The following is a 15,363-nucleotide window of genomic DNA, read 5'->3' as shown; positions in this document are numbered from 1 at the left end:
TTGTGCGTTATAACGTCCGGGATAAGGTATCACTGTGCGCTATAGCGTACAAGTGGTATGCTTTGCCGCAACGGGAGGAACTATGGATATCACTCAACACCTGGCAACCACACTGAAAGCGCTGCGTCAGGCGCGGGGCTGGAGCCTGTCGAAACTGGCGGAAGAGACGGGCGTGTCGAAAGCGATGCTTGGGCAAATCGAACGCAATGAGTCCAGCCCGACGGTCTCTACCTTGTGGAAAATTGCCACCGGGCTGAACGTACCTTTTTCGGCGTTTATCACTCCAGAAAGCGAACCGCAGGCGGTGTTCGATCCGCAGCAGCAGGCGATGGTGGTGAAACCGCTTTTCCCCTGGGATGAGCAGCTTAAGTTCGACCATTTCTCCATTACTCTCTCGCCCGGCGCGCTGAGTGAGTCCACGCCGCACGAAGCCGGGGTGATCGAGCACGTGGTGGTGATAAGCGGTGAGCTGGACATGCAGATTGACGGTGTCTGGCGCACGCTATACGCTGATTCCGGCGTGCGTTTTGCCGGCGATAAACCGCACGCGTACCGCAACAGCAGCGCCCGGACGGTGCATTTTCACTCTCTGATCCATTATCCCCGCTAAAGCGTCGCAAAACGGTTTCACTGGCACAGACTTCTGACTACAATAGCCGCCATTTTGACCATAACGGATAACGACGAAGTATGCGCCTGCACTCCCATCATCTTGAACTGCTAAGCCCGGCCCGCGACGCCGCCATTGCCCGTGAAGCCATTCTTCACGGAGCAGATGCCGTCTACATTGGCGGCCCTGGCTTCGGTGCCCGTCATAACGCCAGCAACAGCCTGCGCGACATTGCCGAGCTGGTCCCGTTCGCCCACCGTTTCGGGGCGAAGGTGTTCGTGACCCTGAACACCATTCTTCATGATGATGAGCTTGAGCCCGCGCAGCGTCTTATTACCGATCTCTACCAGACCGGCGTTGACGCCCTGATCGTTCAGGATATGGGCGTTATGGAACTGGATATCCCGCCGATTGAGCTGCATGCCAGCACCCAGTGCGATATCCGCACTGTTGAGAAGGCGAAGTTTCTTTCGGACGTCGGGTTTACGCAGATTGTTCTGGCGCGCGAGCTGAACCTGAACCAGATCCGCGATATCCACCAGGCGACCGACGCGACCATTGAATTCTTTATCCACGGTGCGCTGTGTGTGGCGTATTCCGGGCAGTGTAATATCTCTCACGCCCAGACGGGGCGCAGCGCTAACCGGGGCGACTGCTCTCAGGCCTGCCGTCTGCCTTATACCCTGAAAGACGATCAGGGCCGCGTGGTGGCATTCGAAAAACACCTGCTGTCGATGAAAGATAACGATCAGACGGCCAACCTCGGCGCGCTGATCGATGCCGGTGTACGCTCCTTCAAAATTGAAGGGCGCTACAAGGACATGAGCTACGTGAAAAATATCACCGCCCATTATCGTCAGATGCTGGATGCCATCATCGACGATCGCGGTGACCTGGCGCGCGCGTCCGCCGGTCGTACAGAGCATTTCTTTATTCCGTCGACGGACAAGACCTTCCACCGCGGCAGCACGGACTATTTCGTGAATGCCCGTAAAGGGGATATTGGCGCGTTCGATTCACCGAAGTTTATCGGTTTACCGGTGGGTGAAGTGCTGAAAGTGGCGAAAGATCATCTTGACGTTCAGGTTACAGAGCCGCTGGCGAACGGCGATGGTCTCAACGTGATGATCAAACGTGAAGTAGTGGGTTTCCGCGCCAATACGGTGGAGAAAACCGGCGAAAATCGCTATCGCGTCTGGCCGAACGAAATGCCTGCCGATCTCTACAAAGCCCGTCCTAATGCAGCGCTTAACCGTAACCTGGATCACAACTGGCAGCAGGCCTTGCTCAAGACCTCCAGCGAGCGCCGCATTGCGGTGGATATCGCGCTGGGGGGCTGGGAAGAGCAGCTGATCCTGACCATGACCTGCGAAGACGGTATCAGCGTGACGCATACGCTCGACGGCCTGTTCGAGGTGGCGAACAATGCGGAGAAAGCGCTTAGCAACCTCAAGGATGGCGTGGCGAAGCTGGGGCAGACCATTTATTACGCGCGCAATATTGAGGTGAATCTGCCGGACGCGCTGTTCGTGCCGAACAGCCTGCTGAACCAGTTCCGCCGTGAAACGGCAGAGATGCTGGATGAAGCACGGCTGGCAAACTATCCGCGCGGCAGCCGTAAGGCCGAAACGGTGCCTGCGCCGGTCTACCCGGACACGCATCTCTCGTTCCTCGCGAACGTTTACAACCACAAAGCGCGTGCGTTTTACCATCGTCACGGCGTGCAGCTGATTGACGCCGCGTATGAAGCGCATGAAGAGAAGGGCGATGTGCCGGTGATGATCACCAAACACTGCCTGCGGTTTGCCTTTAACCTTTGTCCGAAACAGGCGAAAGGCAATATTAAAAGCTGGAAAGCGACGCCGATGCAGCTGGTGAATGGCGATGAAGTGCTGACGCTGAAGTTTGACTGCCGTCCGTGTGAAATGCACGTTATCGGCAAGATGAAGAATCACATCTTCAAAATGCCGCCTCCGGGAAGCATTGTGGCCTCCGTCAGCCCTGACGATTTGATGAAGACCCTGCCGAAGCGTAAAGGCAGCTAACCCGCAGAGTGGGTATCCGGTTTGCGCGATTTCTGCCAGGCATGGTGCTCGCGCAACCCCTCCGCAGACTCCTCAGCCGCGCTGCGTAACTCGTCGCTGTCAGCTTCATGACGAAGCTGATGGTCGGCGTTTTTCACATACACAAATTCATGCCCTTTGTGCTCCGCCATAATCTGCCCTGAGAACAGGGCGCTAATCACCAGCAGTAGCGAAAATTCTTTTCTGAACATCCTTTATCCCCTGAAAATACGCTACGGTCATCGTAGGGATAATTTCATAGAGTAATTATTCGACTGTTTAAATTTGAGAAAATAGACTGTCAAAAATTGTGGTCGCAATAAAACTCACTTAAGACTATTCTTAAAAGCAATATCGCCGTTGTAAACTCCCATTTCTGGTATGCAAAGAGAAGCTAGATTTATTGGGAAATCATTTACAATAAGATTTTTCTGGCTAAGGATTGGATCGAATAAATGAAAAAAATAATCGTGCTATCACTTCTGGGCGTAGTGGTTGCGGTGGGTGCTGCGGCCAGCATCTATTCAAATGAAGAACCAGAATATATTCAGTCAGCAAAAAGCCGTGTCGGATCGTATTTAACCAGCGATTACGGACGTGTCGAATGTAATAGCACCCAGGTAAGTGAAGATCGCTGGGAGCTGGGCTGTACCAATAAGGCGAGGGGCAAAACCTTCCAGTTCGCCGTTTATCCATCCGAGCAGGCGCCGTATGGGGTCTCTCGTGCGTTTTATCTCGAAGCGATTAATGATGATGCCCGCCAGAGTGCAGAGCAGGGGCTGATGCGTTATCTGCAAATTAATACCAAAGCGGGTTAATCGATTCGTTTATGCTTCGTTGAGGCTCACAGTGGTAGATTGCAGATGATCCACATCCCGGTATGGAATACCGGAGCGTAGATACCAAAATACAAATCTATCCATGCAAGCATTTACCGCCAGATTATGGCGGTTTTTTTTTGCCCGTTTATCGTACCGGCTGTGAAAATTGTTTGCGATATTGCGCGGGCGAAAGCGCAAATTGCTGCCGGAAATGGTGGCGCAGCGTGGCGCTTTGTCCAAATCCGGTTTGTTCCGCAATATTGTCGATGCTGAGTCGACTGTTTTCGAGATAATCTTTTGCCCGCTGCAATCGCGCAGTTAATAACCAGCGCGCGGGCGTTGTTCCGGTTGCGTCCTGGAAACGGCGCAGAAAAGTGCGCTGACTCATACCCACCCGCAGGGCCAGCGATTCGACGGTATGGGAAACGGCCAGATGCTGGTGAAGATAATCAAACAGCTGGCCCAGGCGCTGGCTCTCCCGCAACTGAGCCACCGGTCGGCTAAGTTGCTGGGTTTGCGAGCCGTCCCGATGGGGCGGGATCACCAGCCGACGCGCCACGCGGTTTGCCGCTTCAATACCGTAATTCCGACGCACCACGTGCAGGCACAGATCAATCCCCGCGGCGCTGCCTGCGGAAGTGAGAATATCGCCTTCGTCCTGGTACAGCACATCCTCAACCACGGTGATAGCGGGATAGCGTGCTTTCAGAGCTTGCGTATAGCGCCAGTGGGTGGTTGCCTTCCGCCCGTCAAGCAGGCCTGAGGCTGCCAGAACGAAAACGCCAGAACAGATTGAGAGTAGCTGGCAGCCGCGGGCATGCGCCGCGCGGAGCGCCTGGCAGAGCGCGTCGGGTACGGGTTCGTCCAGCCCTCGCCAGCCGGGTACGACAACCAGATCCGCCGTCTCCAGCAGACGCAGATCGCCATCGGCCAGAATACGGATCCCGCCCGTTGCCCGGAGCTCGCCGTCATCCACGCTCGCCACGGCGAACTGATACCAGTCCTCGCCCATCTCCGGGCGCGGCAAGCCAAAGATCTCTACCGCCACGCCAAACTCAAAGGTACATAAACCGTCATATGCCAGCACGACCGCGCGCGGCGAGGAATGTCTTAAGTTTGTCATCTTTTTGCTGTTTTCTGGCATAGGCGGACGCATTCATGGGCTGAATTAAGGGATAAAGTAGTGTTAACACAAACACCACAAATGAGGAAGATTCATGAGCTATGTTACTGAATTTCCGGCTGCTGAGCCGCAGGAAGCCGTGGGGCATTTCCTGCGTCGTCTGAGCGTCGAGACGGACTGCGCCGATGTCCATCACGCGGTATCCAGCGGTGAGCAGGACTTTGTTCTGCTGCACGTTGTCGGAAAACCTGAACATTTTGCCCGGCGGCATCTGCCCGGCGCGCTGCATTTACCCTGGAGCCAGATCACCGCCGAGCGGATGAAAGCGTGGCCAGAGGGCACGCTGTTTGTCGTCTATTGTGCAGGCCCGCACTGCAACGGGGCGGACAGGGCGGCGCTGAAGCTGGCGCGTCTGGGTCTGCCGGTCAAGATTATGCTCGGGGGCATGACCGGCTGGGAAGATGAGCGGTTCGCGTTTGCAGGATCTTCATCACCCGCCCTGTGAACATGAATTTATTTCAACACAGATGAAATTTTCTCGTTTGTCGGCGGAGAGCCGGTATGACATCTTTTCAGGACGTTTAGACATCCAGAAGTCTAAAGATTCAAGAGATGAATTATCACTGTGGGCAATTAACGCCGACAGACAGAGGAGATTTCCATGCAGCGACACCATGCCCCGTACCGCGCCGATGTAGTCGGCAGTTTTTTACGCCCGGATTCTGTTAAACAGGCCCGTCTGCAATTTGCCAGCGGTGAGATCGATGCCGGTCAGCTTCGCGCGGTTGAGGACGAGGCCATTCGCCATGTTGTCGAGCAGCAGTGCGCCTGCGGTCTGCATGTGGTAACGGACGGTGAATTCCGCCGCGCCTGGTGGCACTTTGACTTCTTTGACGGGCTACAGGGCGTAGAGCGTTATGATTCGCAGCAGGGCATTCAGTTCAACGGGGTGCAGACCAAAGCCCATGGCGTGCGCGTAACGGGCAAACTGGGCTTCGGCGATCATCCTATGCTGGAAGATTTCCGCTACCTCAAAAGCATCAGCGGTAACGCACAGCCGAAGATGACTATTCCGAGCCCGAGCGTGCTGCACTTCCGCGGTGGCCGCAAGGATATTGATGCCACGGTCTACCCGGATCTGAAAGATTACTTTGACGATCTGGCGACCACCTGGCGCGATGCCATTCGGGCCTTTTACGATGCAGGCTGCCGCTATCTGCAACTGGATGACACCGTCTGGGCCTACCTTTGTTCAGAAGACCAGCGCCGGCAGATCCGCGAGCGCGGTGATGATGCAGACGAACTTGCCCGAACCTATGCCCGGGTGCTGAATAAGGCGCTGGAGGGCAAACCGGACGATCTGACCATTGGGCTACACGTCTGCCGCGGCAACTTCCGCTCAACCTGGATTTCCGAAGGCGGCTATGAGCCGGTGGCGGAGGTGCTGTTCGGTACGGTGAACGTCGACGCGTTCTTCCTGGAGTACGACAACGACCGTAGCGGCGACTTTGCGCCACTGCGTTTTGTGCGCCCGGGTAAACAGCAGGTGGTTCTGGGGCTAATCACCACCAAGCACGGTGAACTGGAGAACCCGGAAGGGGTGAAAGCGCGTCTGGAAGAGGCCGCGCGCTACGTGGCGAAAGAGCAGATTTGCCTCAGCCCACAGTGCGGATTTGCCTCCACGGAAGAGGGTAACAGCCTGAGCGAAGCCCAGCAGTGGGATAAAGTTCGCCTGGTGACGCAAATCGCCAGCGACGTCTGGTAACATCGTTCACAGCGCTGCATTATTACAGTGCAGCGCTGTACCATTCTGAGTCGTTTCCCGTTGATCCTCTCTTCGAACCCGTTTAAATCCTGCCTCTGCAACCTGGCACCCTTTTTGCTCTCCTGAAACTGACGTTACTTTTTCTGCGTCCGGGCGGTAACGGACGTCTTCGCACAGCTTTCTTTTTCAGGAGTGAAAATATGCACCGTCGTACCTTTATAAAAGCGTTCGCCTTGTCCGCCTCCGTGGTCGCCATGGGGGTCAGTTTTGGCGTCCAGGCCGCAGAGACCATTAAAGTCGGGATCATGCACTCACTCTCCGGCACGATGGCCATTTCAGAAACGCCCCTGAAAGATGTCGCCCTGATGACCATCGACGAAATCAACGCCAAAGGCGGCGTGCTCGGGAAAAAGCTGGAGCCGGTGGTGGTTGACCCGGCATCCAACTGGCCGCTGTTTGCCGAAAAGGCCCGCCAGCTTCTGAGCCAGGATAAGGTCGCCGTGGTGTTTGGCTGCTGGACCTCCGTATCGCGTAAATCAGTTCTGCCGGTTTTTGAGGAGCTGAACGGTTTGCTGTTCTATCCGGTGCAGTATGAAGGTGAAGAGATGTCACCTAACGTCTTCTATACCGGCGCGGCGCCTAACCAGCAGGCGATCCCGGCGGTGGAGTACCTGATGAGCGAGGACGGCGGCAGCGCGAAACGCTTCTTCCTGCTGGGAACGGACTACGTTTACCCGCGCACCACGAACAAGATCCTGCGCGCCTTCCTGCACTCGAAAGGCGTGGAAGATAAAGATATTGAAGAGGTCTACACCCCGTTTGGTCATAGCGATTACCAGACCATCGTCGCCAGTATCAAGAAATTCTCCGCGGGCGGTAAAACGGCAGTGGTCTCCACCATCAACGGTGATTCCAACGTGCCTTTCTATAAAGAGCTGGCGAACCAGGGGCTGAAAGCCACGGACGTGCCGGTGGTGGCGTTCTCGGTGGGCGAGGAGGAACTGCGCGGCATTGATACCAAACCGCTGGTGGGTAACCTGGCGGCGTGGAACTACTTTGAATCCGTCGATAACCCGACCAACCAGACCTTTGTCGCGGCCTACAAAGCCTACGCGAAAGCCCATAAGCTGCCGAATGCCGATACCGTCGTCACCAACGATCCGATGGAAGCGACCTATGTCGGCCTGCATATGTGGGCGCAGGCGGTTGAAAAAGCGGGGACAACCGACGTGGACAAAGTGCGCGCGGCAATGGCGAGCCAGTCGTTCAACGCGCCGTCCGGCTTTACGCTGACCATGGATGCCACCAACCACCACCTGCATAAGCCCGTCATGATTGGTGAAATCGAAGGCAACGGCCAGTTCAATGTCGTCTGGCAAACCGAACAGCCGGTACGCGCTCAGCCGTGGAGCCCGTTTATCGCCGGGAATGACAAAAAACCTGACCAGCCGATGAAAACCGCCAGCAACTAAGCCACCACCAGGGAGAGACGTCATGAACGCCATGCGCATAATTATTGCGATTGTGTGGCTTACCGGACTGCTGCCAGGGATGGTGCAGGCATCGGATGCCGATGATTTCGTTGCCGCTAGCCGCAGCCAGCAGATCGCTATGCTGACCCGCTGGGCAGCCACGCCGGAACCTGCACGTTTGCCGCTGCTTAAAGCGCTGCAACAGGAGAACCTCTACACCGACAGCCAGAAGAAGGCTTTTACCCGCATCGACGGCGAAATGGTTGCCCTGGGCGCGGCAAAGAGCGCCGAAGGAACGACCAAAGCCGTGCGGCTGACCAACCGGCTGCGCGTGTTAACCGTCACGGCGCTGGCGACGCATCAGCTTGTCAGTGACAGTGTCACCGAAAGGCGTCATGCCGCGCGGCAACTTCAGCGTGACGCCCAGCCGGATATGCTCGGGTTTCTGCAACAGCGGGCTAACCGCGAAACGGATGACGTCACCCGGCAGTCGCTGAGGCTGGCGCTGGCAAATCTTCAGCTGGCGAGTCCGCAGGCGGAAACGCGCCTCAACGCGGTTGAACTGTTGGGACAGTCTGACGATCCGGACGTTCAGGCCACGCTGACGCCGTTCACCCGGGCGCAAACCGAGCCGGACGCACGGGTACGTGCCGCCGCCGCTGAGAGCCTGGAGGGTATTCAGCACCGGCTGATGTGGGGCGAACTGCTGGGGCAGGCCTTCATGGGCTTGTCGTTGGGATCGGTACTCTTGCTGGCCGCGCTCGGGCTGGCTATCACCTATGGTCTGCTGGGGGTGATTAACATGGCCCACGGCGAAATGCTGATGCTCGGGGCGTATGCCACCTGGATGGTGCAGCAGGTTATGGCGCAGTGGATGCCTCAGTGGCTGGCGCTTTATCCGGTGGTGGCGCTGCCGGTGGCGTTTTGCCTGACGGCAGGTATCGGGATGGTGCTGGAGCGCACGGTGATCCGCCATCTGTATGGCCGCCCGCTGGAAACCCTGCTCGCCACCTGGGGGATCAGCCTGATGCTTATCCAGCTGGTGCGCATGACCTTTGGCGCCCAGAACCTTGAGGTCGCAAACCCGGCCTGGCTGTCCGGCGGGGTGCAGGTTTTCGCCAACCTGACGCTACCGTGGAACCGCATTGTGGTGCTCGGGTTTGTGCTGATGGTGCTGTTCTTCACCTGGCTCATTCTGAATAAAACGCGTCTGGGGCTGAACGTGCGGGCGGTGACGCAAAACCGCAGCATGGCGGCCTGCTGCGGCGTCCCCACCGGACGGGTAGATATGCTGGCGTTTGGCCTCGGGTCCGGCATTGCCGGGCTGGGCGGCGTGGCATTGTCCCAACTGGGGAACGTGGGACCGGAGCTGGGCCAGGGATACATCATTGATTCGTTCCTGGTGGTGGTGCTCGGCGGCGTCGGCCAGCTGGCCGGTAGCGTCGCGGCGGCCTTTGGTCTGGGGATCTTCAATAAAATTCTTGAACCGCAGATGGGCGCCGTGCTGGGCAAAATCCTGATTCTGGTGGCGATCATTCTGTTTATTCAGAAACGTCCGCAGGGGTTATTCGCACTTAAAGGGAGGGTGACAGACTGATGAGCCAGCCATTGACCTTAACACTGGCGCGCAGGGCACCGCGCTCCACGCAAATCTTCGGCAGTCTGCTGGTTGCGGCGCTGCTGGTGCTGCCTTTTCTCGCGCTGTTGCCCGCAACGCATCCGCTGGCCGTTTCTACGTGGATGTTGACGCTCATCGGCAAGATCCTCTGCTACGCAGTTGTCGCCGTGGCCCTCGATCTGGTCTGGGGCTATGCCGGTATGCTCTCACTGGGGCACGGAATATTCTTCGCCCTGGGCGGCTATGCGATGGGCATGTACCTGATGCGCCAGGCGGCCGGGGACGGGCTGCCCGCGTTTATGTCGTTTCTCTCGTGGAGCGAGCTGCCCTGGTTCTGGTGGGGAACGCAGCATTTTGCATGGGCTCTGGTGTTAATTGTGACGATCCCCGGCCTGCTGGCGCTGGTCTTCGGCTGGTTTGCTTTTCGCTCGAAGATCAAAGGGGTCTATTTCTCCATCATGACCCAGGCGCTGACCTACGCGGGCATGCTGCTGTTCTTTCGCAACGAAACCGGCTTTGGCGGCAATAACGGCTTTACCGGCTTTACCACGCTGCTCGGGTTTTCCGTCACGGCGACCACCACGCGGATCGCGCTGTTTCTCGCAACGGTCGTGCTGCTGCTTCTGGCCCTGGGCACAGGCTACGCGCTGGCGAAGAGTAAATTTGGCCGCATTTTAACGGCGGTGCGCGATGCGGAAAACCGTCTCACGTTCTGCGGCTACGATCCGCGCGGTTTCAAGCTGCTGGTCTGGACGCTTTCCGCCGTGCTGTGTGGCCTGGCGGGAGCGCTGTACGTTCCGCAGGTGGGCATTATCAACCCGGGTGAAATGTCGCCGACCAACTCGATTGAAGCGGCCATCTGGGTAGCGCTGGGTGGACGCGGCACTCTGGTGGGCCCGGTGATTGGCGCGGCGCTGGTCAACGGTGCGAAGAGCTTTTTCACCGTGGCGATGCCGGAGTACTGGCAGCTGTTTCTGGGGCTGATTTTCATCGCCGTGACGCTGTTTTTACCGCGCGGCGTGTTCGGTCTGTTTCGTAAGGGAGAGAATTAATGCAGCCCTCTGAAGGACTCTTTACCCGCCAGCTACCGGGCGACCGTTACCGCGAGCAGACCGATCCGGTGTTGCAGCTCGAGGCCATTAACGTCAGTTTCGACGGTTTTCAGGCGTTGACCGATCTCTCGCTGAACATCGGCGTCGGAGAATTGCGCTGCATCATTGGCCCTAATGGCGCCGGTAAAACCACGCTGATGGACGTGATTACCGGCAAAACCCGGCCAAAAAGCGGGAAAGCTATTTACGATCAGTCCATCGATCTGACTGCCCTGGAACCGGCGGCCATCGCCCGTCAGGGCATTGGCCGTAAGTTCCAGAAGCCGACCGTGTTTGAAGCGCTGACCGTAGGGGAAAACCTCGAAATCGCCATGAAAGCCGACAGGTCCGTCTGGGCGAGCCTGCGGGCCACGCTCAGCGGCGAGCAGCGCGACCGCATTGATGAGATGCTGGTTTTGCTGCGGCTTGGCAGCGAGCGCGATCGCCGTGCCGGGCTGCTTTCCCACGGACAGAAGCAGTTTCTGGAGATCGGCATGCTGCTGGTGCAGGACCCGCATCTGTTACTGCTGGACGAACCCGCTGCCGGTATGACCGACGCAGAGACGGAATACACTGCCGAGCTATTCCGAACCCTGGCAGGCAAGCATTCGCTGATGGTGGTTGAGCACGATATGGGTTTCGTCGAGACCATCGCCGACCACGTCACGGTGCTGCATCAGGGGCGGGTACTGGCGGAAGGTTCGCTTCGCGAGGTACAGGCCAATGAACAGGTAATTGACGTCTATCTGGGACGTTAAGGAGAGGTGATGTTACAGGTTAGCGAACTGAATCAGTACTACGGCGGAAGTCATATTCTGCGCGGGGTGAGCTTTGAGGCGGTCGTCGGGGAAGTTACCTGCCTGCTGGGGCGCAACGGGGTGGGCAAAACCACGCTGCTGAGGTGCCTGATGGGGCTGATCCCGGTGAAAGCCGGGGAGGTCGTCTGGGAGGGAAAGAGCATCACTCACAGTAAACCGCACCAGCGGGTGCAGTCCGGCGTGGCCTATGTTCCGCAGGGGCGGGAGATTTTTCCGCGTCTGACCGTAGAAGAAAACCTGCTGATGGGGCTGTCACGCTTCTCCGCGGGAAACGCAAGGAGCGTACCGGAGGAGATTTGGCAGCTTTTCCCGGTGCTGAAGGAGATGAAGCACCGACGCGGAGGCGATCTTTCCGGTGGTCAGCAGCAGCAGCTGGCGATAGGTCGCGCGCTGGCGAGCCGTCCACGGTTACTGATTCTGGATGAACCCACGGAAGGTATTCAGCCGTCGGTGATTAAAGAGATTGGGCAGGTGATCCGCAGCCTGGCGAACCGGGGGGATATGGCCATCCTGCTGGTGGAGCAGTTTTATGATTTTGCGGCAGAGCTGGCCGACAGCTATCTGGTGATGTCGCGCGGCAGCATCATCCAGCAGGGGCGCGGGGAGAACATGGAGCAGGAGGGCGTTCGCGGGCTGGTTGCGATCTGAAATGTTATAATATAACATCCTCATTCTTATAAAACGGAATGAGGATTTTGCTGTGGCTGCACAACTTGCAAAAATTGCGCTGACTCTGGGAACGCTGCTGGTAAGCGGCTCGCTTTTTGCCCATTCGCACGGTCATCAGATGACAGAGGCGGAACAGAAGGCGGCAAACGGCGTCTTTGAGGATAAAGACGTCAGGGACAGGACGCTGTCTGACTGGGACGGGACCTGGCAGTCCGTTTATCCGTTCCTGCTTGATGGTTCGCTGGATCCGGTTTTCGAAAAGAAAGCGCAGAAGGGAGAAAAATCCGCTGCCGAGGTGAAGGCCTACTACCGCAAGGGGTACGCGACGGATGTGGACGCCATCGGCATTGAAAACAACGTGATGGAATTCCACCGCGGCAAAACGGTGAGCAGCTGCCGCTACGACTACAGCGGCTACAAAATTCTGACCTATGCGTCGGGAAAAAAAGGCGTGCGCTACCTGTTTGAGTGCAAGGATAACGCGAGCCAGGCGCCTAAGTTTGTGCAGTTCAGCGACCATATCATCGGGCCGAAAGCCTCTTCACACTTCCATATCTTTATGGGCAACACCTCCCACGAGGCGCTGCTGAAAGAGATGGATAACTGGCCGACCTACTACCCGAATGAGATGTACAAAGAGCAGGTGGTGGAGGAGATGTTGCACCACTAGGGTGTTGGTTTTGCCGGGTGACGGCTTCGCCTTACCCGGCTTACGATTAGGGTTTTGTCGGTCGGGTAAGCGCAGCGCCACCCGACACGCTATCTTCACTTTTCACGCGCATCCCGCGCAATATCATCAGCCAGGCCGCAATGATGGCGGCCATCATAATGATAAATAATGACCAGTGCGGCAGATGGGTCAGGATGAGCCCGGTGATCATCGGGTTCGCCGCCGCGCCGAGCCAGCCCAGCGCCTGGGCGGAGAAATAGCTCGCCTTCATGCCCGGCGGGGCGATATTGTCGATCAGCATGTATTCACCCGGTGCATAAATAATTTCACCCAGGGTGAAAATCGCCGCCGCGATCCCCCAGTAAATCAGGTTCTCGCCGGAAAGCATAAACCCGCCCAGCCCGAGGATGAAAAAAAGCGTCGCGGCGGTCATTAGCGGACGGATATTGCTGGCGGTGATCTTACGTCCAAGCGCGTATTGCAGGGTGACGACCACCGCCGCGTTGACGGGCAGCACAACGGCCACCACCTTTTCTGCGAAATCACTGTCCGCATGTGCGGCGAGGACATACTGGGAAATGCAGGTGGCGAACGATCCACCCACATACGACGCCAGCAGGCCGGAGAGCGTGTACCAGAACAGCGCCCGGTCTTTCAGCAGCACCGAGGGCTGCCACGGCATTTTCTCCTCAGGGCTGTCTGAGGCTATGCTTTTCTGCACAAAGAAATGGATAAACCCGAGCGGCAGTGCGGCGCAGAAGGCGGCCAGCCAGAACGGCAGTTGCAGGCTGTACATCACCAGCAGGGTGCCGATCGGCGGCCCGATCGTCCAGCCAATGTTCAGGAAACTGTAGTTGAGTGAGAAAACGCGCGCCTTTTCGCTGGAGGTCAGCACGTCGGCAAACCATGCTTTCAGCACCGTTGAGAAGACGGAATAGGCGCAGTTAATCAGGGCAAAGAACAGCACCACCAGCGTCACGTTATTCACCAGCGGAATCACCACAAACCCGGCGATAAAGGCTACGATAGCGATCAGCATATAGCGTTTTTTGTCGAACTTATCCGCCAGGATGCCAAACCCCAGGCTAAACACCACGCCGATGGTCAACGCCACGGTAAGGGCATAGCCAATATTCTCCACGCTCATATCGTACACGCGTGTGAGATATATGGTCATAAAGGGCAGCGTTGCCCCGCGGCCAATTGTTAATAACAATGACGATGCCAGCAGCGCTGCGGTTGAGCGCCTGATTGATGGTTTCATTTTCCTGCCCGACAAATGCTTATGCTTTTTTTGTTGTGTTATTACAGGATTATCATGGGATCGGCAGCTTGTATAGCACCCAATTTATCCGCAGGTGCTTCTCTCCAGTACCAGAATTAATGATCTTCTCGCGGGGCTATTTTTTCTGTTACCTTGAAGTGTTTACAAAATTTTAATAATTCAGGGGCGGAAAATGACGCGGAAAGACGGGCTGTTAGCGTTGCTGGTTGTCGTGGTGTGGGGACTCAATTTTGTGGTTATCAAAATGGGGTTGCACAACATGCCTCCACTGATGCTGGCGGGGTTGCGCTTCCTGCTGGTGGCCTTCCCGGCGCTGCTGTTCGTTGCCCGCCCGAAAATTCCCCTTAAGCTGCTGCTGGGCTACGGCCTTACCATCAGCTTTGGTCAGTTTGCGTTTCTTTTTTGCGCCATCAAATTCGGTATGCCTGCGGGCCTGGCTTCGCTGGTGCTTCAGGTGCAGGCGTTCTTTACCATCATTCTCGGCGCATTTGTCTTCGGCGAACGCTTGCAGGGCAAGCAGCTGGCGGGCATTAGCCTTGCGGTCTTTGGCGTGCTGGTGCTGATTGAAGGCAGCCTCAACGGTCAGCATGTCGCGCTGCTAGGCTTTATGCTCACCCTGGCGGCGGGGCTGAGCTGGGCGTGCGGCAATATCTTTAACAAACTGATAATGCAGCACGAGACGCGTCCGCCGGTCTTATCGCTGGTGGTCTGGAGCGCATTGATCCCAATCGTGCCGTTTATGGCCGCGTCGTTTATTCTGGATGGTCCGCAGGCGATGTTGAAAAGCCTGGTGGAGATCGACCTGACGACCATTTTGTCGCTGATCTACCTGGCGTTAGTCGCCTCAATCATTGGCTATGGTATCTGGGGATCGCTGCTCGGACGCTATGAAACCTGGCGTGTGGCGCCGTTATCGCTGCTGGTACCGGTGGTCGGGCTTGCCAGCGCCGCACTGTTGCTGGATGAAACGCTCAGCGTGCTGCAACTGTGTGGCGCAGGGCTGATTATGGCCGGGCTGTATATCAACGTCTTTGGCTTGCGGGTGCGTCGGGCAACGCAGGTGCGGGGTTAAGGCAGAAAAAAGCCCCGCATTAGCGGGGCAAAAACGAATTACAGGTCGTGGTTGTAATACGGCACGCCTAATTCGTCGGATTTGTCGCTGCCAGCGCCCATGTGATTGAAGTCCCAGGGCGACTGGTTTTGCGTGGACGGCATAATCATGGTGTCACGATTATTTTGCTGCCCCGCATTGGGGGTTTGCTCCGCGAAGCTCTGGCCGGAAACCAGCACCAGCAAGGTGAGGGCGGCGGAGGCGATAAATTTCATGATTTCCTCGGTTACGTCTTAACAGGCGATGA

At 57.1% G+C, this 15,363-nt stretch carries 16 protein-coding genes; 12 read left to right on the top strand and 4 right to left on the bottom strand.

Features of this window, described 5'->3' with window-relative positions; all coding sequences use genetic code 11:
- Window positions 1-82 precede the first annotated feature (82 nt).
- Complete coding sequence (locus SK62_RS10480) at window positions 83-610, top strand: helix-turn-helix domain-containing protein (RefSeq protein ID WP_015570550.1); 528 nt, start codon at window positions 83-85, stop codon at window positions 608-610.
- Window positions 611-690: 80 nt separating this feature from the next.
- Complete coding sequence (locus SK62_RS10475) at window positions 691-2,655, top strand: peptidase U32 family protein (protein ID WP_047719567.1); 1,965 nt, start codon at window positions 691-693, stop codon at window positions 2,653-2,655.
- Here SK62_RS10475 and SK62_RS10470 read toward each other — a convergent pair.
- Entirely contained in the window at window positions 2,652-2,885 is a 234-nt protein-coding gene (locus SK62_RS10470; protein ID WP_015570548.1) for a DUF2554 family protein, read from the bottom strand. The genes SK62_RS10475 and SK62_RS10470 overlap by 4 nt on opposite strands.
- Before the next feature lie 243 nt (window positions 2,886-3,128).
- On the opposite strand from SK62_RS10470, the gene SK62_RS10465 reads away from it, so the two are divergent.
- Window positions 3,129-3,491, top strand: coding sequence for a hypothetical protein (locus tag SK62_RS10465; RefSeq protein WP_015570547.1), 363 nt, complete (start codon window positions 3,129-3,131; stop codon window positions 3,489-3,491).
- A gap of 148 nt (window positions 3,492-3,639) precedes the next feature.
- Here SK62_RS10465 and ftrA read toward each other — a convergent pair whose 3' ends face one another.
- Window positions 3,640-4,638: a transcriptional regulator FtrA gene (ftrA, locus tag SK62_RS10460; RefSeq protein ID WP_047719566.1), complete on the bottom strand. Its 999-nt coding sequence runs from the start codon at window positions 4,636-4,638 to the stop codon at window positions 3,640-3,642.
- Window positions 4,639-4,711: 73 nt separating this feature from the next.
- On the opposite strand from ftrA, the gene SK62_RS10455 reads away from it, so the two are divergent.
- The 8 genes from SK62_RS10455 (at window position 4,712) to zinT (ending at window position 12,720) form a co-directional block, all read left to right on the top strand.
- Complete coding sequence (locus tag SK62_RS10455; RefSeq protein WP_023300088.1) at window positions 4,712-5,122, top strand: rhodanese-like domain-containing protein; 411 nt, start codon at window positions 4,712-4,714, stop codon at window positions 5,120-5,122.
- A gap of 156 nt (window positions 5,123-5,278) precedes the next feature.
- Window positions 5,279-6,382 carry a cobalamin-independent methionine synthase II family protein gene (locus SK62_RS10450; protein WP_015570545.1) on the top strand — a complete coding sequence of 368 codons (1,104 nt, stop codon included), beginning with the start codon at window positions 5,279-5,281 and terminating at the stop codon, window positions 6,380-6,382.
- A 200-nt stretch (window positions 6,383-6,582) separates the two neighbouring features.
- Complete coding sequence (gene urtA / locus SK62_RS10445; RefSeq protein ID WP_045141514.1) at window positions 6,583-7,854, top strand: urea ABC transporter substrate-binding protein; 1,272 nt, start codon at window positions 6,583-6,585, stop codon at window positions 7,852-7,854.
- A gap of 22 nt (window positions 7,855-7,876) precedes the next feature.
- Complete coding sequence (gene urtB, locus SK62_RS10440; RefSeq protein WP_047719565.1) at window positions 7,877-9,451, top strand: urea ABC transporter permease subunit UrtB; 1,575 nt, start codon at window positions 7,877-7,879, stop codon at window positions 9,449-9,451.
- Complete coding sequence (gene urtC, locus SK62_RS10435) at window positions 9,451-10,524, top strand: urea ABC transporter permease subunit UrtC (protein ID WP_015570542.1); 1,074 nt, start codon at window positions 9,451-9,453, stop codon at window positions 10,522-10,524. The genes urtB and urtC overlap by 1 nt, the downstream gene beginning before the upstream one ends.
- The gene (urtD, locus tag SK62_RS10430) at window positions 10,524-11,321 is read left to right on the top strand and encodes an urea ABC transporter ATP-binding protein UrtD (RefSeq protein ID WP_015570541.1); all 798 of its coding nucleotides are present in this window, start codon (window positions 10,524-10,526) and stop codon (window positions 11,319-11,321) included. Before urtC ends, urtD begins: the two co-directional genes overlap by 1 nt.
- A 9-nt stretch (window positions 11,322-11,330) precedes the next feature.
- Window positions 11,331-12,029 (top strand): urea ABC transporter ATP-binding subunit UrtE, encoded by a 699-nt coding sequence (gene urtE, locus SK62_RS10425; RefSeq protein WP_048249528.1) that lies wholly within the window; start codon window positions 11,331-11,333, stop codon window positions 12,027-12,029.
- Window positions 12,030-12,081: 52 nt separating this feature from the next.
- Complete coding sequence (gene zinT / locus SK62_RS10420) at window positions 12,082-12,720, top strand: metal-binding protein ZinT (protein ID WP_017383986.1); 639 nt, start codon at window positions 12,082-12,084, stop codon at window positions 12,718-12,720.
- 46 nt (window positions 12,721-12,766) lie between these two features.
- Here the strand turns inward: zinT and ydeE are convergent, their stop codons facing one another.
- Window positions 12,767-13,984, bottom strand: a complete 1,218-nt coding sequence (ydeE, locus tag SK62_RS10415; protein WP_047719563.1) for an efflux MFS transporter YdeE — start codon at window positions 13,982-13,984, stop codon at window positions 12,767-12,769.
- Between the two features lie 193 nt (window positions 13,985-14,177).
- On the opposite strand from ydeE, the gene eamA reads away from it, so the two are divergent.
- Window positions 14,178-15,077, top strand: coding sequence for an O-acetylserine/cysteine exporter (gene eamA / locus SK62_RS10410; protein ID WP_017383984.1), 900 nt, complete (start codon window positions 14,178-14,180; stop codon window positions 15,075-15,077).
- Between the two features lie 38 nt (window positions 15,078-15,115).
- On the opposite strand, the gene marB is transcribed toward eamA, so the two are convergent.
- On the bottom strand, window positions 15,116-15,331 hold the full coding sequence (gene marB, locus SK62_RS10405) for a multiple antibiotic resistance protein MarB (RefSeq protein ID WP_015570538.1): 216 nt from the start codon (window positions 15,329-15,331) through the stop codon (window positions 15,116-15,118).
- Window positions 15,332-15,363: the final 32 nt, after the last annotated feature.

Source organism: Enterobacter sp. BIDMC109, assembly GCF_001037885.1.
GTDB lineage: Bacteria > Pseudomonadota > Gammaproteobacteria > Enterobacterales > Enterobacteriaceae > Enterobacter > Enterobacter hormaechei_C.
Note: the sequence above shows the minus strand (reverse complement) of the source record. Positions and strands in the feature narration are given on the sequence as shown.